This window comes from Parendozoicomonas verongulae (assembly GCF_009711465.1).
Taxonomy (GTDB): Bacteria; Pseudomonadota; Gammaproteobacteria; order Pseudomonadales; family Endozoicomonadaceae; genus Sansalvadorimonas; species Sansalvadorimonas verongulae.
In genome coordinates this window covers 1-18,697 of sequence record NZ_SMME01000828.1, presented here as the reverse complement: position 1 = coordinate 18,697, position 18,697 = coordinate 1, and the positions used below count along the sequence as shown (strand labels likewise).

16 protein-coding genes are annotated in these 18,697 nt (G+C 50.0%); 8 read left to right on the top strand and 8 right to left on the bottom strand.

Going from position 1 to position 18,697, the window contains the following annotated elements:
- Positions 1 to 121 precede the first annotated feature (121 nt).
- From yfaE to nrdA, 3 genes are all read right to left on the bottom strand, one after another.
- Positions 122 to 412, bottom strand: coding sequence for a class I ribonucleotide reductase maintenance protein YfaE (gene yfaE, locus E1189_RS11230; protein WP_155160388.1), 291 nt, complete (start codon positions 410 to 412; stop codon positions 122 to 124).
- Between the two features lie 28 nt (positions 413 to 440).
- Positions 441 to 1,571: a class Ia ribonucleoside-diphosphate reductase subunit beta gene (nrdB, locus tag E1189_RS11225; RefSeq protein ID WP_155160413.1), complete on the bottom strand. Its 1,131-nt coding sequence runs from the start codon at positions 1,569 to 1,571 to the stop codon at positions 441 to 443.
- Between the two features lie 79 nt (positions 1,572 to 1,650).
- Entirely contained in the window at positions 1,651 to 3,927 is a 2,277-nt protein-coding gene (gene nrdA, locus E1189_RS11220; protein ID WP_155160386.1) for a class 1a ribonucleoside-diphosphate reductase subunit alpha, read from the bottom strand.
- 792 nt (positions 3,928 to 4,719) lie between these two features.
- Here nrdA and E1189_RS11215 point away from each other — a divergent pair.
- Both E1189_RS11215 and E1189_RS25920 read left to right on the top strand, forming a co-directional pair.
- Positions 4,720 to 5,457, top strand: a complete 738-nt coding sequence (locus E1189_RS11215) for a response regulator transcription factor (RefSeq protein ID WP_329601993.1) — start codon at positions 4,720 to 4,722, stop codon at positions 5,455 to 5,457.
- 74 nt (positions 5,458 to 5,531) lie between these two features.
- Positions 5,532 to 7,127: an ATP-binding protein gene (locus E1189_RS25920; protein WP_155160384.1), complete on the top strand. Its 1,596-nt coding sequence runs from the start codon at positions 5,532 to 5,534 to the stop codon at positions 7,125 to 7,127.
- A 40-nt stretch (positions 7,128 to 7,167) separates the two neighbouring features.
- Here E1189_RS25920 and glpD read toward each other — a convergent pair whose 3' ends face one another.
- Complete coding sequence (glpD, locus tag E1189_RS11205) at positions 7,168 to 8,688, bottom strand: glycerol-3-phosphate dehydrogenase (RefSeq protein ID WP_155160382.1); 1,521 nt, start codon at positions 8,686 to 8,688, stop codon at positions 7,168 to 7,170.
- A 171-nt stretch (positions 8,689 to 8,859) separates the two neighbouring features.
- Here glpD and E1189_RS11200 point away from each other — a divergent pair, with 171 nt between their 5' ends.
- The gene (locus tag E1189_RS11200) at positions 8,860 to 9,702 is read left to right on the top strand and encodes a M48 family metallopeptidase (protein WP_155160380.1); all 843 of its coding nucleotides are present in this window, start codon (positions 8,860 to 8,862) and stop codon (positions 9,700 to 9,702) included.
- On the opposite strand, the gene E1189_RS11195 is transcribed toward E1189_RS11200, so the two are convergent.
- From E1189_RS11195 to E1189_RS11185, 3 genes are all read right to left on the bottom strand, one after another.
- Positions 9,699 to 10,748 (bottom strand): ABC transporter ATP-binding protein, encoded by a 1,050-nt coding sequence (locus E1189_RS11195; RefSeq protein WP_155160378.1) that lies wholly within the window; start codon positions 10,746 to 10,748, stop codon positions 9,699 to 9,701. The two genes, E1189_RS11200 and E1189_RS11195, sit on opposite strands and share 4 nt — an antisense overlap.
- Positions 10,745 to 11,926 carry an aspartate aminotransferase family protein gene (locus tag E1189_RS11190; protein ID WP_155160376.1) on the bottom strand — a complete coding sequence of 394 codons (1,182 nt, stop codon included), beginning with the start codon at positions 11,924 to 11,926 and terminating at the stop codon, positions 10,745 to 10,747. The genes E1189_RS11195 and E1189_RS11190 overlap by 4 nt, the downstream gene beginning before the upstream one ends.
- A 79-nt stretch (positions 11,927 to 12,005) precedes the next feature.
- On the bottom strand, positions 12,006 to 15,008 hold the full coding sequence (locus E1189_RS11185; RefSeq protein ID WP_155160374.1) for a hypothetical protein: 3,003 nt from the start codon (positions 15,006 to 15,008) through the stop codon (positions 12,006 to 12,008).
- A gap of 466 nt (positions 15,009 to 15,474) precedes the next feature.
- Between E1189_RS11185 and grxD the strand changes: the two genes are divergently transcribed.
- The 4 genes from grxD (at position 15,475) to E1189_RS11165 (ending at position 17,372) form a co-directional block, all read left to right on the top strand.
- Positions 15,475 to 15,807 (top strand): Grx4 family monothiol glutaredoxin, encoded by a 333-nt coding sequence (grxD, locus tag E1189_RS11180; RefSeq protein WP_155160372.1) that lies wholly within the window; start codon positions 15,475 to 15,477, stop codon positions 15,805 to 15,807.
- Positions 15,808 to 16,042: 235 nt separating this feature from the next.
- A complete protein-coding gene (locus tag E1189_RS11175) occupies positions 16,043 to 16,645 on the top strand; it encodes a peroxiredoxin (protein ID WP_155160370.1) in 603 nt (200 codons plus the stop codon).
- Positions 16,646 to 16,731: 86 nt separating this feature from the next.
- Positions 16,732 to 17,172, top strand: a complete 441-nt coding sequence (locus tag E1189_RS11170) for an HIT domain-containing protein (protein WP_155160368.1) — start codon at positions 16,732 to 16,734, stop codon at positions 17,170 to 17,172.
- Positions 17,169 to 17,372, top strand: coding sequence for a SlyX family protein (locus E1189_RS11165; protein WP_155160366.1), 204 nt, complete (start codon positions 17,169 to 17,171; stop codon positions 17,370 to 17,372). Before E1189_RS11170 ends, E1189_RS11165 begins: the two co-directional genes overlap by 4 nt.
- A 75-nt stretch (positions 17,373 to 17,447) precedes the next feature.
- Here E1189_RS11165 and E1189_RS25915 read toward each other — a convergent pair whose 3' ends face one another.
- The gene (locus E1189_RS25915) at positions 17,448 to 18,095 is read right to left on the bottom strand and encodes a cold-shock protein (RefSeq protein WP_329601991.1); all 648 of its coding nucleotides are present in this window, start codon (positions 18,093 to 18,095) and stop codon (positions 17,448 to 17,450) included.
- A gap of 382 nt (positions 18,096 to 18,477) precedes the next feature.
- Between E1189_RS25915 and E1189_RS11155 the strand changes: the two genes are divergently transcribed.
- Positions 18,478 to 18,697 (top strand): HU family DNA-binding protein (locus tag E1189_RS11155; RefSeq protein ID WP_196221383.1); only part of this gene is annotated, 220 nt, incomplete at its 3' end.

Genomic DNA, 18,697 nt, shown 5'->3' with positions numbered 1-18,697 from the left:
TCCATAGCTCCGGAGTGGGTGATTCTCCAGATAAATTGCGCGGCATTATACGGCCAGCTGTTAGAGGGTCAAGGGCATTCCCCTAACTTTACAGTTAACCGTTCGTTTACGCATTGTACACTCAGGCACTGGCGTTCCGTTGAAGGGCCTCAATAGGTTGAGGCAGTTCCAGAGTGATATCGGACTTGGCCTTGCAGCAGCAGGGCAGGATATGCCCTTCCTGCACGAAGGCCAAAGGCTCTTCCGAGTATTCCACCGTACCATCCACCAGTTTGACCTGACAGCTGCCACAATATCCTTGGCGGCACTGATACTCCATAGCAATATCTTGCCCTTCCAGGGCTTCCAGAAGCGTTTCTCCGGGGCGGGGCAGAAAGCTGTAGGCATCCTGGATTTTAACGATATTGGCCATGGAGTTGTGTCACCTCAGTCGTAGGCTGTTAAAGGGAAAAGCCGTCGAAATCATCGCTGTCCACATCACTGTCGATCTGGCCGACAAGATAGGAGCTGACTTCTACCTCTTGGGGAGCAACCTGTACATGATCGCTGTTCAACCAGCTATTCATCCAGGGCAGTGGGTTTTGTTTCACAGCAAATGGAGAGTCAAACCCGACTGCAGCCATGCGCTGACCAGTGATGTATTCCACGTATTGGCCAAGGATATCTTTGTTCAAACCTATCATGGAGCCGTCACGGAACAGATAAGCAGCCCACTCCTTTTCCTGCGCAGCGGCATCAAGGAAAATCTGGCGCGCTTCATCTTTCAGTTCAACAGCAATCTCAGCCATTTCCGGATCATCACGGCCGCTGGCCATCAGTTGCAGAATGTGTTGTGTGCCAGTGAGGTGCAGCGCTTCGTCACGGGCGATCAGTTTGATGATTTTGGCATTGCCTTCCATAGTGGCACGCTCTGCGAATGCAAAGCTGCAGGCGAAGCTGACGTAGAAGCGGATAGCCTCCAGTACGTTGACGGACACCAGTGTCAGATAGAGTTTTTTCTTCAGTTCACGCTTGGAGACAGTTGTCGTCTTACCGTTGATTGTGTGCTCACCTTCACCCAGTATGTTGAGTAGTTGAACGCCTTCAATCAGGTTATCGTAGTAACGGGTAATGGCGGTAGCCCGGGAGACGATAGCATCATTATTAATAATGTCGTCGAAAATCTCACCCGGCTCGGCTACCACGTTCCGCATAATGTGAGTGTAGGATCGGGAGTGAATAGTTTCGCTGAACGACCAGGTTTCAATCCAGGTTTCCAGCTCAGGGATAGAGACGATAGGCAGCAGAGCAACGTTCGGGGAGCGCCCTTGTACAGAATCCAGCAGGGTCTGGTATTTCAGGTTGCTGAGGAAAATATGGCGCTCATGCTCAGGAAGGCTGTTAAAGTCACTTCGGTCTGTGGACAGGTCCACTTCCTCAGGGCGCCAGAAAAACGACAGCTGTTTTTCAATCAGTTGCTCGAAGATAGCGTGCTTCTGCACATCATAACGGGCAACGTTCACGGGCTGACCGAAAAACATCGGCTCTTTGGTTGCGTCGAAATTGTTCTGGTTAAACGTGGTATAAGCCATATTTGCTTTGGGTATCACTGTTCAGTCTTTGAGGGCTGACTCTGCACTTACTCAGGCAAGAGTCAGCAGCCTGTTTGCATTAAATCTTGCACGCACCGCCTGCACAGCCGTCATCTTCCGGCTCTACATGCTGGTCGTCGCTCGCGCCATCACGGGTGTTGTGGTAGTAGAGAGTTTTCACACCCAGCTTGTAGGCGGTGAGCAAATCTTTCAGGATGTTCTTCACCGGTACTTTACCGCCTTCAAAGCGAGCTGGATCATAGTTGGTATTGGCAGAGGCTGTCTGATCGATAAACTTCTGCATGATAGCGACCAGTTGCAGATAACCGGAGTTATCAGGAATGTTCCACAGCAGCTCGTAGTGGTGGCGCAGAGTCTCATACTCCGGCACAACCTGCTTGAGAATGCCGTCTTTGCTGGCCTTCACACTGATAAAGCCCCGCGGAGGCTCAATACCGTTGGTAGCATTGGAAATCTGGGATGATGTTTCTGATGGCATCAATGCGGTTAACGTAGAGTTTCGCAGGCCGTGAGTTTTGATCTCTTCCCGCAACGTTTCCCAGTCCAGCTTCAGTGGCGTGTTGCAGACTTCATCGAGTTCTTTCTTATAGGTGTCGATGGGCAGAATGCCCTGGCTGTAAACCGTTTCATTGAACTTGGGGCAGGCGCCTTTCTCTTTTGCCAACTGATTGGACGCTTTCAGCAGGTGATATTGAATGGCTTCAAAGGTCTTGTGGGTCAGGGCATTACCGGAACCGTCGGAGTACCGGGCGCCATTCTTAGCGAGATAGTAGGCGTAGTTAATGACACCTACACCCAGTGGGCGGCGGCCCATAGTAGCATTTCTGGCCGCAGCTACAGGGTAATCCTGATAATCCAGCAGACTATCCAGAGCACGAACAATCAGGTCGGAGAGTTCTTCCAGTTCATTCAGGCTATCCAGTGCTCCGAGGTTAAAGGCGGCAAGGGTGCATAGGGCAATTTCCGCCTGTTCGTCGTGAAAATCCTGTAGAGGTTTGGTGGGCAGGGCGATTTCCAGACAGAGGTTACTCTGGCGGATAGGTGCCTGCCTGGCATCGAACGGGCTGTGAGTATTGCAGTGATCGACGTTTTGCAGATAGATGCGACCTGTGCTGGCACGCTCCTGAGCAAACAGGCTGAACAATTCTACGGCCTTCAGGGTTTTCTTACGAACATTGTCGTCTTGCTCGTACTTTTTATAAAGTTCTTCAAATTTGTCCTGATCTTCGAAGAACGCATCGTACATACCGGGTACATCACTGGGGGAGAACAGGGTAATGTTGCCCCCTTCAATCAGGCGCTGATACATCAGGCGGTTGAGTTGTACGCCGTAGTCAATATGACGAACACGGTTGTCTTCTACGCCCCGGTTGTTTTTCAGCACAAGCAGGTTCTCCACTTCATAGTGCCAGATGGGGTAGAACAGCGTGGCAGCGCCGCCACGCACACCACCCTGGGAACAGGATTTCACAGCAGTCTGGAAGTGCTTATAAAAAGGAATACAGCCGGTATGGAAGGCTTCACCACCTCGGATGGGGCTACCTACAGCGCGCAGGCGACCGGCGTTAATACCAATCCCCGCACGCTGGCTCACGTATTTGACAATGGCGCTGGAAGTGGCGTTGATGGAGTCCAGTGAGTCATCACACTCAATCAGCACACAGGAGCTGAACTGACGGGTAGGAGTGCGCACCCCGGACATAATGGGTGTAGGTAGAGAGAGACGGAATGTGGATACTGCATCGTAAAAACGACGAATGTAGTCCAGTCGAGTATCTTTCGGATAGTTGGTAAACAGGCTGGCACCGATCAGGGCGTAGAGGAACTGAGGGCTTTCGTAGTATTCGCCAGTCACTCGGTTTTGCACCAGATACTTGCCTTCCAGCTGTTTAACTGCTGCGTAACTGAAATCCATATCCCGGGTGTGGTCGATAAAACCGTCAATCTGATCCAGCTCTTTCTTGGAGTAATCCGTGAGCAGGGCTGCGTCGTATTTTTTCATTTCCACCAGACGGCCAATGTGGTCGTACAGGGCCGGTGGCTCAAACTGGCCGTAAGCTTTTTTGCGCAGGTGAAAGATAGCCAGACGTGCGGCGAGATATTGGTAGTCAGGAGCTTCTCGGGAAATCAGGTCGGCGGCAGACTTGATCAATGTCTCGTGGATCTCGGTAGTCTGGATGCCGTTGTAGAACTGAATATGGGATTTCAGCTCAACCTGGGAGACGGAGACATTGTCCAGCCCTTCCGCAGCCCAGGTGATCACCTTGTGGATTTTCTCAAGGTCGATAGCTTCCTGCTGTCCGTTTCTCTTAGTGACCTGAAGATGTTCGTTCATGCCCTGCTGATACCTGTGCACTGTGTATTGTGGGTACTATATGTTGGGGATGCTGTGATCCTGAGAAAACACTGCCATTCGTTCCAAGTGAGTCTCTTGGGCACTCGACAGACACAGCAAATCCTTCGCAGGGGTAGTTGAAGCGTTACCTGCAGTCTGATTTATGTCTGTGTCTGTTTAGAGAGTCAACCTTTTGACGAGCGCTTAGGGCCTTTGGGCAAGCCCTGAGATGGATTTCCCTGCCTCTCAAATGGTTGTCTGAAGCCTCGAGTCTATTCCGTTTCGGGGCACTCATTTGGTGTCGCGTGTCTTGTACTGAACAAAACCCTGAAACACTAAATGTTGTGTTTTTCTTATCTATGTATACAAGATAATGCGGTCTTGTCCGCTTTGCAAGGTACCGTTTGTAGCCCATCGACTGACTGCTGTAAGACAGGAATTGAGTCATGTGAGTGTTTACTTCCCTCTAGTATCCCCACCCTGAGAGATCAAAGAAATGCAAATGCCAGGTAGAAATGGTCGATTTTATGCTTATAGATATTTGTAATAGGGTTGTGTGTTTTTAATAGTCTGATGCTTTTTAAGTGCTGGATTGTGCAAAACACTATATCTTGTGGTCTGTGATCTTGACAGAGGCACTATTTTGGAAAGGCAGGTGGATACTGGAATTTGCCAAACGTCAGGAATTATTTTTGTTGATGGAGGTCAAAGGGAAGCCCGTTACAGACTGCAACGGAAACGTAGAGGTCTGTGCGGTTATCATTGGCAAAGGTAGAATCCGGTTACACATCTATGATGCAAACAGAAGCAGAAGCAACCACCGTGGAACAAACAGACTCCGGCCATATCCTCATCGTTGAAGATGATGAACGCCTGGCCAGCCTCACCCGCGAGTATCTTGAGAACAATGGTCTGACCGTCAGCGTTGAGCATGATGGTGCCAAGGCTGTTGATCGTATCCTTGACGAAAACCCTGACCTGGTAGTACTCGACCTGATGCTGCCTGGTGAAGATGGTGTATCCATCTGCCGTCGTGTCAGGACGGATTTTCAAAACCCCATTCTTATGCTGACGGCACGTACCGACGATCTGGATGAAGTGCTGGGTCTGGAAATGGGTGCAGACGACTATGTCGCTAAGCCTGTCCGTCCCCGGGTCTTGCTGGCCCGTATCCGTGCCTTACTGCGTCGCAGTGCTCCAGTGCAGGAAGAAGTGAGTGAGAAAGGTCGCTTGGAATTTGGTGACCTTGTGGTGGATGTCGCCATGCGTGAAGCCTGGCTGAAAGACACCAACATTGAACTCACCAGTGCAGAGTTTGATCTGCTGTGGCTGTTGTCGTCCAATGCGGGCCGTGTCCTGAGCCGTGAAGAAATTTTCGAGAAGCTCCGTGGAATCGAGTACGACGGCCAGGATCGTTCCATCGACGTACGGGTGTCCCGTATCCGTCCGAAGATCGGTGACGATCCCATGCACCCTCGCATGATTAAAACCGTGCGTTCCAAAGGTTACCTGTTTGTTCGTCCGGTGTAATACACCGGGCGTGGTTCCCTTTCTATTTTGAAAAAACAAAGCTGTTATTTGTGAGCTGATTCGGAGAAAAACGAGTGAGCAGTATCTTTCTGCGCATTTACGGTGGCCTGTTGTTCACCTTGGTGCTGGTTGCTGTTTTGTGTGGGTTGGCTCTCACCATCATTAACGGTGTCAGGCTTCAGGATTTTCGGGAGTCTACAGCCCGCGGAACCTTCCGGGTGATGAGTCTGGAGCTGGCTTCAGTTCCTGAAAAAAGCTGGCCCGGGAAACTGGAGTTGTGGGAAAACCGACTGGGTATTCGTCTGTCAGTGGTTCCGGCTGCAGACGAAAACCTTGGATCCCAGACCGCTCGCCAGCTACAGGCGGGGCGTGTGCTGGTTCGTGGTGGTGATTCTGGTCAGTTTGAGGTGTTTTCCTCTATTAATGAGGCCTCCATATTGCGGGGCACCATTGATGATATTAATGAGCAGCTGGCCACGGGCACAGCCACTATTGTTCGTGACTGGTTGTCGAGCATTCCTCCTGCCCGCCGTATACTTGTGCTGGCCGATCGCACCAATGATCTGTTTGGTTACCCTGTTAAAGTTCTGGATCACTATCCCGGTGTCTTTTCCCAAAGGCAGCGCGGTTTGCTGGAGCAGGGGATGTCTCTGGCGCTGTTTAATCAGGCCGGGCACGCCATGAATATTTATACCCGCCTGCCAGATACCGGTAAGATTGTGGTGCTGGGGCCAGTCGCCATGCTCAATCCGTACCCTTTCAAACTATTAGGAACCATTGGCCTCTTTATTCTGGCATCCATCAGTATTGCTATCTATGTACTGGTGAGAGGGTTGGAGCGACGGTTAAGCAAGCTGGAGCGTGCGGCCCGTCGTCTGGCGCGAGGAGACCTGGATGCACGGGTGAAAATCCATGGTGGGGACTCTGTAGGCCAGCTTGCGGCTGCCTTTAACAATATGGCCAGCTACATACAACGGTTGTTGAGTATTCAGAAAGAGATGATTCGAGGTGTTTCTCACGAACTGCGCACACCGGTTGCCCGTATTCGTTTTGGACTGGAAATGGTGGAAGATGCCCAGAGTGCGGATGAACGCAGTGGTTATATCAAAGGCATTGATGGTGATATTGAAGAGTTAGATAAACTGGTTGATGAAATCCTGACCTACGCCAAGCTGGAAGAAGGTGTACCGGATATTCGATTTCAGCGTTTGGATGTGGACAGTATTGTTGCACGCGTTACTGAGGAACATCAGCGTCAGAAAAGCTCAGTGGTTGTGGAGCATGTGCCCTGTCGTACACTGGAAGCGCGCAGACGCATAGATGTGGAAGAGCGTTATATTCACCGGGCTATCCAGAACCTTGTAAGCAACGCCTGTCGTTATGCTGACAGTACCGTACAGGTGCGTTTCAGTGCTGGGCACGACACATGTCGTGTGGATGTGGAGGATGACGGCCCCGGTATTCCAGAGGAACAGCGAGAGCGAGTGTTTACTGCGTTTGCGCGACTGGACGACAGTCGTACACGATCCTCCGGTGGTTATGGTTTAGGGTTGTCTATCGTGCGACGCATTATGCACTGGCATAACGGCAAGGCGATGGTGGGTGTCAGTGACAAGCTGGGTGGTGCACGGTTCAGTCTGGTCTGGCCCCGTCGTCAGCGCGGCCGTTAAGCCTGCTGAGTAGAGCTGATATTTTTGGTGGGTAAATGGATTATTGTTGATTGATGTACTGCTGCAAGGCGATGTAGCTTTCTCTCGGTAGAGCCACACCGGTTTTAGTTCTGCGCCAAAGAATGTCATCTGCTGTTGTAGCCCACTCGTGTTTCAGCAGGTAGTCAACTTCTGCCTGATAAAGGCCATTACCAAAATGCTGGCCGAGATCTGCCAGTGACTGGCAGTTACCCAGAAACTGCTGGCACAGTTCGCCGTAACTGCTTGCGAAACGAATAACCATAGACTTTGGAAGCCAGCTTTTTTCCTTAATCAGCTGCTGTGCATAACAACTTTGGGAGGAAATATTTCCGCCGGGAAGTGGCGTCGAGTGGGTCCAGGGTTTTCCCATTTTCGGGAACCAGATGTGCAGTTTTTTCAGCGCTGATTCTGCCAGGCGGCGGTAGGTTGTAAGCTTACCGCCAAATACATTAAGGAGGGGGAACTCTTCTCTCTCCTCTGAAACCGTCAGGGTGTAATCCCGGGTAATCGCAGACGGGTCATCAGACTCATCGTTACACAATGGGCGGACACCAGAGAATTTGTAAACAATATCGCTTTGTGCGATTTGTGCAGTGAAGTGACGATTGACTATATCCAGAAGATAATCAACCTCTTTTTCATCGGGTGTGATTTTTGACAGGTCGCCAGTGTATTCCACATCAGTGGTTCCAATCATGGACCATTTCCCCTGCCAGGGAATTACAAACACAATGCGTTTATCAGCATTCTGCAGGATATAAGCTTCATCCCCGTTGTGTAGAGCCGGTACTACAATATGGCTGCCCTTGATCATGCGGATACCATACTCTGACTTGGCCTGCAGGCTGCTTTCGATAAAGTTGGTAACCCAGGGACCGGTCGCATTGACCAGTGCTTTTGAAAGCACTGTTCGTGTTTTCTGACCATTGTCCAGCATAATCTGCCAACCGTCAGAGGTGCGTTGTGCACAGGTACAGCGAGTGCGGGGTAGAACATCTGCCCCCATTTCTCGGGCGGCTATAGCGTTTGTAACAACTAGCCGGGCATCGTCTGTCCAACAATCGGAATATTCAAAAGCTTTGGTAAAAGTGGATTTTAAAGGGGAAAGACCATTGAGTTTCACCCCTGTGCTGCCGGGCAGGCTTTCTCGGTGAGCCAGAGAATCATAAAGGAACAAGCCTGACCGAATCATCCATGCCGGGCGTAGGTGAGGGGCGTGGGGCAAACGAAAACGCAGGGGACGCACCAGATGTGGTGCGTTAGCCAACAGAATCTCCCGCTCCTGCAGGGCTTCTCGCACCAGACGAAATTCATAGTGCTCCAGATAGCGCAGTCCGCCATGAATCAGCTTGCTACTGGCCGATGAAGTGGCAGAAGCCAGATCATTCTGTTCACATAGTAAAACCCGCAAACCGCGTCCGACGGCGTCACGGGCAATGCCGACACCATTGATTCCACCACCTACAATCACCAGATCGTATGTACTCTGTGCGTCGGGTTTATTATTGTCAGGGTCGGAAGAACAGCAATCTAACTGCATGATGGCTCACTATAGTTTTTTGGCGCACAGGGTGCCTTGTTTGTATTGGTGTTTTTAGAGTTTAGGGCGTTATTGTATCCTCTGTAGATGAATTCTGTATGTCACTTTTAAGATATCTGCAGTCTTCTATAACGCGACAGGAAATAACAGCGTGATGTGGGGGGAAGTAAAATGTTGAAGCAGCTGCGAAAACTGTTTTTGCCAGTAACCTTGGTATCTGTAGGTGCTTTTGTAACGGGCTGTCAGTCAGTGCATACCACTCAGAGCGGTGCTGTAGGCGTGAAGCGCGAGCAGAGTATGTTTATGCTTCTGAGTGAAAAGCAGGTTGAGCAGATTTCCAGAGAATCCTATCTACAGATGCGTGAGCAAGCCAGGAAAGAAAAGAAACTGGTGTCGGATGGGCAAACCCTGAATCGCCTGCAGACTATTGCTGATCGCCTGATTGCACAGGTAGGCGTTTTTCGTCCAGATGCTGTCAAGTGGCCCTGGCAGGTTAGTCTGATTGAAGAAAATACCCTCAATGCCAGTTGTCTTCCTGGTGGACGTATTGTGTTTTATACCGGCATTATCGAAACCCTGAAACTCACCGATGACGAAATCGCAGCCATTATGGGGCATGAAATGGCACACGCGTTGCGGGAACACGGCAGGGAAGGGATGTCGGAAGCTTATATGGTTCAGCTAGGGGGTACGCTGGCGGGTTCGGTTCTGGGGGCCTCTCAGGAAACTGTTGGGCTGGCCAATGATATCGTTCACTACGCCATGACACTTCCCAACAGTCGGGAAAAAGAAGCGGAGGCTGATATTATTGGTCTCGAGTTAATGGCACGTGCAGGTTACAACCCGGAAGCTGCTGTGACGTTGTGGCAAAAAATGTCAGCGCAGAACAAGCAGCAGCCGCCTGAGTTTTTGAGTACTCACCCGGCTACTGATACCCGCATTGATAGTCTTCAGCAGTACATGCCTAAAGTGCAGCCGCTTTATCAAAAAGCAGCTGAAGCAAAAGCAAGTTAAGCAACAAAAGCAGGCACATCGGAGGCGGCCGGGCGAAGCCCGGTCGTTTCACCGATGGTGAACGTGCAGTGGGCTGGAATCTCCAGTAGAAGCTCTTCTCCCGATGATAATTGCAGCTTCAACAGTTTGTTCTGCCCACGAAAGCTGATTTGTCTTACGATAGCTTTGTGAGGCGATGCCGGGTCACAGGTCACACTGTTTGGGCGAAGCATCAATCGTTGTTTCGGTGCATTGAGTATATTGGACGGGTTGAACAACCCTGCCGCTGTTTCAATCAGCCCCTGAGAATTCCGGGTTCCCTGAATAAGTGATCCTTCGCCAATAAAACTGGCGACAAAATCATTAACAGGCTGCTGGTACAGCTCATGAGCCGTTCCCCACTGGACCATTTTCCCAGAACGCATAAGCCCGATATAGTCAGCAAAAGCAAAGGCTTCTTCCTGATCGTGAGTCACCAGAATCGCGCTGGTGCCAGTCTGCTTGAGCATAGTACGCACCTCATGACTCAGGCTCTGACGCAAGCTGGTATCGAGGTTGGAAAAGGGCTCATCCAACAGAAGCAGGCTTGGTTCCGGAGCAAGGGCGCGGGCAAGGGCGACACGCTGCTGCTGACCGCCGGAAAGTTCTTGTGGCGAACGGTTTGCTAACTCATGCAGGCCGGTCAGGTGCATCATGTCATTAATGCGAGTTCGAGCATGCTTGCCGGATAACCCAAAGCCAATATTTTCAGTCACGGTCAGGTGGGGGAACAGGGCGTAATCCTGAAACACCATACCCAGTTGTCGCTGTTCCGGAGGCAGGGTAAAGCCCTGACGGGACAGAGTGGTGCCTCTAAGGGTTATCTCTCCTCCCTGAAGGGGTTCAAAACCCGCGATAGCTCTTAAAGTTGTGGTTTTACCGCAGCCACTGGGGCCGAGAAGACAAACATGTTCGCCTTTTTGAACCTGGAACGACAGATTGTGAACAACCATTTTACTGCTTTGGCTCTTACCATCGGCATCCGCGTAAGAACTGAAAATGTCACAAACATCCAGTAGCGTACTCATCCTTTAGAGGCATCCAGAAACGTTTTAATCAGTGGAATCAAGCGCTGGGCGATCTTAGCAGTGTCATCACGAGATACAATCAGCGGAGGCAACAGGCGAACAGTGTTGCCTGCTGTCACGTTAATAAGCAGGCCAGCCTCTAGAGCATCGGAAACAAGTTGGCCACAGGGGCGGTCCAGCTCTATAGCAATCATCAGGCCTTTGCCGCGAATGTTTTTTACCTCTGGTAAATCTCCCAGCCCTCTCTGAAACAGGTCAAGAAAGAGTTGCCCACAGGACACTGCGTTTTTCAGCAGTTGTTCCTGTTCAATGGTATCCAGAACCGCCAGAGCTGTTGCACAGCATAATGGGTTGCCACCGAAGGTGGTACCGTGGCTGCCGGGATTAAGCATTTGCGCAGCATCGCCTTTTGCAAGGCAGGCTCCGATAGGAAGGCCGTTGCCCAGCCCTTTGGCTGTAGTCAGAACATCAGGGGAAACACCTGCGTTCTGGCAGGCAAACCAGTGGCCGGTGCGCCCAGTGCCGGTTTGAATTTCATCCAGCATCAACAGGCAATTATTTTCATCACAGATTTCTCTCAGTGCTTCCAGGTAACCGGTATCCGGAATATTTACGCCCCCTTCCCCCTGAACCGGTTCAACCAGAACAGCGACAATATCACTCTGCTGTGCCAGCTTTTCTACAGCCTTTGGGTTGTTAAAAGGTACACGATAAAAGCCTTCTAGCAGTGGGCCAAAGCCCTGTTTAGCGGCTTTGCTTGCGGTGGCTGTTAAAGTGGCCAGTGTTCGACCGTGGAATGAACCATCCATAACGACAATGCCGGGTTTTTCAATGCCTTTACTGTGGCCGTAACGGCGGGCAATTTTGATTGCGCATTCATTCGCCTCGGCACCAGAGTTACAGAAGAAGACTTTTTCCATGCCTGTTAAGTCAACCAGACGGTCTGCCAGCTTCTCCTGAGAGTCGATCCCGTAGAGGTTGGAGGTATGTAACAGACGGCGACTTTGCTCTTTTATAGCCTGAGTGATTTTTGGGTGGGCGTGACCAAGGCCGCAGACGGCAATACCGGACAGTGCATCGATATAGCGGCGGCCATGGGAGTCTTCCAGCCAAATGCCCTCTCCGTGCGTGAAAGTAACCGGTAATCGGTTATAGGTTGTCATCAGGCTATCAGTCATGATTCTGCTCTGGTTCTTGTGACTGGAAAGGCATCTTAGCTAAGGGCTGCCCTGAGGGCTAGCCCTGTGGCGCTGGAACTCATGGTCGAGACGCTGATGTCAGAGCAGTGCGTGGCCAACTCCAGACAAAGAGCATGCCTGACTCATAGTCTTTGGTGAATGTTGCCGTTTGGCCATCGCAGCGTACCCGGTAAAATCCGTGGGCAGGGAGTTGTACTTCTATGGAGCCCGGATAAAGGTCGGTAGCCGGTGCGGTTTTCCAGCGTCTCTCTTTCCAATACTGGATTTTACAGGTTTCACTGGTGAGCTGGTCTTTTGGTTTTTTAAATGTGTTTTGCAAATCCAGCCGGACAGGGGAAAACGGTTCATTATCCGGGCTAAGGAGAGATGTTTGACCATCGCTGCCTAAAACCGATAACCATTTGTCCATAGTACTGGGCACGCAGTAGCCGTCAGCCACTCTGTGGGCGTAGCCGATCACAGCAGGTACACCGTAGTATCCAGGCTCCTGTCCGTTGATATCGATAGCGCGCCACTTGTCCCCATCAATGGTTGCGCAGGTATAAACACCATATCTCTGTCGCTCCATAGGGTATGGAACAACAGGGCGGTACTGATTTGTTGCGTCGGTTGCGGGGTGAGACGCAATGTTCTTGAAACGGTTGAGTTGGGATTTGGACATCATGTCTTCCAGAAAATGGAAGCGTAAGACTTTTACCGGGATGTGCATTGTATACATCAGGTCGCTGGTTTCCTGAAGAAGACCTCGGTCATTCAGGCGTGCCATCCAGTATTGCTGGGTGAGCGGGTTGAAATCCAGCGCAGCGGCAAAGCCTATACGTCGCATGTCGATAGTGGCTAGCCAAGGATTATTGAGATCTACTGGCTCCAGACTGACCCGAACACGAATCTCTTTCAAAAAACGATCTTTACGTGTGGATACCGGAGACAGGATATAGTGAAGGAATATATCTGGGATAAAGCTCCCAGAGCAGTTGTTACGGCTGCACCAGTGTTGACTGGCTTGTGTAACCCACCAGCTCAGGGTGTCTGATCCCCAATATTCCAGCAAATATTCCGGTGTGCCTTCAACCAGCATGCGCAGTGCTTCATGTTCGAAGGCACTGGCTCCCGGATCCATTGCCTGCAGGGTTTTGCGTATCAGTACTTCTCTGGGGCCAGGGTAAAGGTTCCAGCTATGGTAGAGCTCCAGAGCGGCTGTAGCTGCAAGCAGTGTGGCCAATGTGTAGAGGGGGTAGCGCGTGAAGCGTCCCTGAACAAACTCAATAGCTTGTTCTGCCGGGTGCTGCTCGGCGTAACGACGAGCCAGAGTGTCGTGATCATCTTCACGTTCAGGTATATCCAGAGGAGCCCCGCCTCCCTGGCCTCCCACGTTATCACTACTACCATCAGGAGGGAGCTCTCCGTGCTTGATAAGCTCTTCTCTCATTTTCTGTGCGATGACTCTTTGTTCATCACTTTTAAAGCTTTGCCAGTGAGCATGTCTTTTTTGTGATGATGGTGCGACATCTGCAGGCAGATTGATAGGTCGTGTGACTTTCTTACTGGAGCCTTGATAAGGCATTTTCGACAAGTGTGGCTGAGAGGGCCCCTGTTTTTTTCGAGAGGGAGCAGGTTTGTGGGAAGCCGGCTCTGATGGGAGGCTGGATCCAGAAGGGTCATCAGTTTTGTTGAGATTAATACCCTGATGGGCAAAGGCTGAGATAATTTCACTCGGCTTGTAGCCCAGCTTGTCAGCAATGGCTTTTAGATCTTTGTCTCTTTTCTTCTGGGCCAGGCCTTGCTGCAACACTTTCAGACTCTCGGAAGTGTAAACATCTTCGTCGGGGAGGGTGCCTGACTCTTTTTTAGATTCGCTCAGGTCATCAAGTACCATGGTTTTTGATTTTTTGGGGCCTGCTTTGGTTTGTGTTCTGGCCTTCTTTTTTGAGTTGTTAGTCACAATTTCTATAGCATTATCCGGGTTCAAATAGGCTTGTGTCGCTGACAGTTCAGGCTTCCATTTAGGGTTGAGGCGTGGGAGTTGGAATTTTTCAGCAAGAACCTCTGTGCCTGCAGCTGTGCTGGAGGATGTGGCAAGGGCAATGGTTTTTAACGGGAACTGGGAGAGTGGGTGGACATACTGCATGTACCCATCGGGAGTGGGCTGATATTCAACCACCACAAGTATACCTTCACTCAACAGTTCAGATGTGCTCAGGTTGGCAATTTCCTTAGTGTCAAAAGCTATTTCACCATCGGGATAGAGACCATCGTCCCCATACCACAGGGAGGGGTGGGGAAGTCCTTTTAATCGGCGATGGACGACAGAGGAATCCCCAATATCCATACGAATGGCCACCTCTACCCTGTGATCGCCCTCCAGAGGGGACTGCAAAGGCTGCACTGTTGGAGCTTGAGGGGTGTGGGACAGGCTTTGTTCAAAATACTCCAGAGAGCGGAGTTGCTGTGGGGTATTATGTGTCGATATGTAAAGGGCATCATTGTGGCCAATGTAGGCGTCACTGACTGACAGCGTGTTCACAGGGAATAATAAGCGATGAATTTTTGCCTGAGAGTGCTGGAAAGATCCTGTTACCAGGATGAGCTGACTTTTTTGGTCTGCGGGAAGTGACTGAAGCTGCCGAATAATATCGGCGGGCACAATGGCGATGCCTGATGTTTCTACAGGGTTGATAGCAATGACAGTCGGGTTCTCTCCCCCAACATTGGTTACACCTATGAAGTTTTGGCCATCAGGGGGGAGGGCATTGGAGAGGTTGAGAGTGTGTTGGCCTGCATCATCAATATCAACATGGGGAAGAGACTCAGGCAAACAATCCAGAGTGCAGAGAAAGCGAACAGGGCGCCCCATGTTGTCTGTAATAGCGTAAAGCCAGTTGTGGTTCAGTGATGCTCGCTGGTTGATGAGTGCAGTCAGGATATGAGGGGCAAATGGAATAACCAGATGGTCCTCTTTAGACTGGTGACCAAATTTTTTTTTCCCCCCAATGCTTCCCCAGAGTGGAATGGTGTTTCCTGATAGCGTGTCGAAAAGTGCAAGCCTGTATAGGCTGCTCACGTCGGATAGGGTCCCGGGGGCGGTCTGGGGAACAGGTTTTAACTTTTTATTTCTCACCTCTTTTGAAGTTTTGGTAATCCAGTCAGGAATTTGCTCTATGAGCTCCCTGTGTTTTTGTTGTGTTTTCTCATCAGGTCTTGCGCTTACAGGCCAGTCGTTGTCCCATGCAGCGTGTGAAACCATGGATAAAAGCAGTAAAGGTACAGCGGCTAACCGGAGTAGCCTAATAAAAAAACGATGAGATGCGTTGTTCAGAACGCTTGTAAAAAAAAGTGTTTTCAAATGTGCCCGCATACGTATGGCCTGGCTCCTGCCGGATATCTGCTTTGTTCATTGGTGTCCGGGCAAGCAGTGTAGAAGGAAATTTGATTTCTGCTTCGGGATTTCTGTCCCTGATTTGCTCATGTATACTGCGCCCCATCAGGCCGAAGTGCCGTCATGATCAAAACCAGAATTGAGGTGAGTGATGTCTGAAGAAGTCATGGAACAAATCAAGCAGCAGATTGAAAGCAATCCTGTACTGCTGTTTATGAAGGGTTCTCCCCGAATGCCACAGTGCGGTTTTTCTTCTCGTGCTGTGCAGGTACTGTCTGCTTGCGGTGAGCGTTTTGCGTACGTTGATGTTCTGGCACACCCTGATATTCGTCAGAATCTGCCTAAGTACGCAAACTGGCCTACCTTTCCTCAGCTGTGGATTGGTGGTGAGCTGGTGGGCGGAAGCGATATCCTTACCGACCTGTATGAGCAGGGAGAATTGCAAAAAATGGTGAAAGCTGCAGTGAGTGAAGGTGAAGCCTGAAACCCCTGAAAAGGCCGGGCTTTTGCCCGGTTTCTTGAAGGTCTGCTATCTGTTTTGTACTGATAGTATTTTTCTATAAGTGTGTAATAAAAAAATTATAGTGCTCTGCCTTGAATCAGGTAGGCGATCCGGGGTAGGGCGTGTATGATATACGGGCTTTCTACACTCATCGCTTGAGTGGATGTTCATAAAATGGTGAGCAATAGATTCATCTCACTTTGACTGGAGATAGGAAATGGCAGTCCTTGTAGGTAAGCAGGCTCCTGATTTTACCGTTCCTGCGGTTCTGGCTGACGGAACTATTGTTGATGAGTTTAATCTGTCAGAAACGATCAAAGGCAAGTACGGCCTGATCTTCTTCTATCCTCTGGACTTCACCTTTGTTTGCCCCTCCGAACTGATTGCTCTTGATCATCGTATGGATCAGTTCAAGGAGAAAGGCGTAGAAGTTATCGGTGTTTCTATCGACTCTCACTTCACCCACAATGCATGGCGTAATACCCCTGTTAATAAGGGTGGTATTGGTCAGGTTCAGTACACTCTGGCTGCTGACATGCGTCATGACATTGCCAGGGCTTACGATGTTGAGTCTGAAGGTGGTGTTGCTTTCCGTGGTGCCTTCTTAATCGATAAGAACGGTGTTGTACGTTCCCAGATTATCAACGATTTGCCACTGGGCCGTAACATGGACGAACTGATTCGTCTGGTTGACGCTCTGCAATTCCACGAAGAGCATGGTGAAGTTTGTCCAGCTGGCTGGAGCAAAGGCGACAAGGGTATGAATGCAAGCCCTGAAGGCGTTGCGGCTTATCTGGCTGACGAGTCCGACAAGCTTTAAGCATCGGATTTCAAAATTTGTGAATACGGGGCACCCGCTGGGTTGCCCCGTTTTTTTGTGTGTCTGGGACTTATCAGGTGTCCTGTATGGATCAATTCAAACTCGATAAACGCCTTGCCAATGACTGTATTGTGATTGGTGACTTTCGCCTCAGCCGTATGTTGCTGATGAATGATGCTCGTTACTCATGGTTTATTCTTGTGCCTAAAGTGGCCGGTATTGAGGAGGTATTCCAGCTGACGGAAGCTGATCAAGCCCAGCTCCTTAAGGAAACATCCTATGTGTCAGAAAAACTGAAGGATGTATTCGCGGCAGATAAAATGAATGTGGCGGCTTTGGGTAATATTGTTCGTCAGTTGCATATGCATATAGTGGTACGCAAGAGTGATGATTTTGCGTGGCCCGGCCCGGTTTGGGGGCAGGGAGAAGCTGTGGCGTATAATGATACCCAGATTCGTTCGATCCGGGAGCGTCTTGAAACCGTTTTTACCACCTGGCTGGTGCCGGCAGGAGGATATGACCAATGAATGATGACTTGCTTGAACTGCAAACACAGCTCAGTTATCAGGACGATAGCGTTCAACAACTCAATGAAGTTGTCACGCGACAGCAGGGTGAGTTGGATAACCTGCGCCGGGAGGTGGAGTTGCTGAAGCAGCAGCTGCAACTGCTGATTGCCAGTCAATCAGAAGCAGCTGAAGATGAGGTGCCACCGCCTCACTATTAATGTGAAGATGATATCAATGAAAGAGCAGGTTCAAGGGCCTGCTTTTCCATTGATATCCTGCACCTTATGGGATAATTAGCGTGTCTGAGCAACATCCTCTGCCTGCAGCCCTTTTTCCTTTTCAGCAACAACAAAATCGACTCTCTGTCCTTCGCTGAGAATGCGATGCCCTTCACCACGAATAGCCCGGTAATGGACGAAAATATCATCACCGGAGTCTCGAGTTATAAAGCCAAAACCTTTGGAGACATTGAACCACTTCACTGTGCCGGTTTCACGGCCACTTTCCAGTGCTATGTTGTCTTTACTGGCTGCAGAAGGGTTTAACAGGTGAAGGTTGCACAGGCCATGAAAGAGGGTGCCAACTGCTGCAAGCCCGATGGTGATCTGGGGAAGTATAGCTGTGACAGGGCTGACAGGAAGCCGGCCAATAGCGCAAGCTGCTGCGAGTATGCCTGCGATAAACAAGGTCAGGGAGCCTAAGGTCTGGAGCGTACCACGGCCTCCAGAAAATGGTTTCAGGTAGCTGCCACACATCAAATTGGTTGCAGCTGTTGCAAACATGAGAAGAAGCATTGGTTCGCCGATATAGAAGTCGGCAGTAGCCACTACAGGGAATGCAGCTGGATAGAGGGCTGGCAGTAATACAGGTGATGCCAGAAACAAACCGGTCAGGAGCAAGCCCGATAATAGCTGGAGGTATTTTAGCGTTGTAAGAAACATGATCTGTCCATAGGTGTCATAAATGTTATTGGTTTTATCAAAGATACAAAACACTGCACTCTTAATTTAACGCGATTGCTACCCATCTCTCAATATCTCCGAAGGTGTGATAAGGAACAATTACCAAAGGAACTCATCTTTGTTCGGTAAAAATAGATTAAAAAATACTCGCAAGCCGAAAAACCGTGGTTTATATTGGACTCGTAACCCGCTGAATTGTTTGTAACAGGTTACGATAAAGAAACTCATCCGTTAAACCTCTCAGTCTGAGAAGTGTTACAGGTTGTTTGAAAAGGAAGTGCAAGTAGAAGTCGTACAGGCGCGCTTTGAGCAGGTGAAACAGGAATTCAAAAACTGTTGTAAATATGTCCGGAGATGACAGATGCCAGGTGCAGCAATAAAGGAAAAGTACACCAAGAGCCAGATCCTTAATGAAATTGCAGAAAACACTGAACTTTCTCGTAAAGATGTAAGCAATGTTCTTGAGGAATTGTCCGATCTAATCGAACGTCATATAAAAAAGCGCGGCTGTGGCGAGTTTACTATTCCCGGCCTTCTGAAAATTATTACCAAGAAAAAACCTGCCCAGAAAGCGAAAAAAA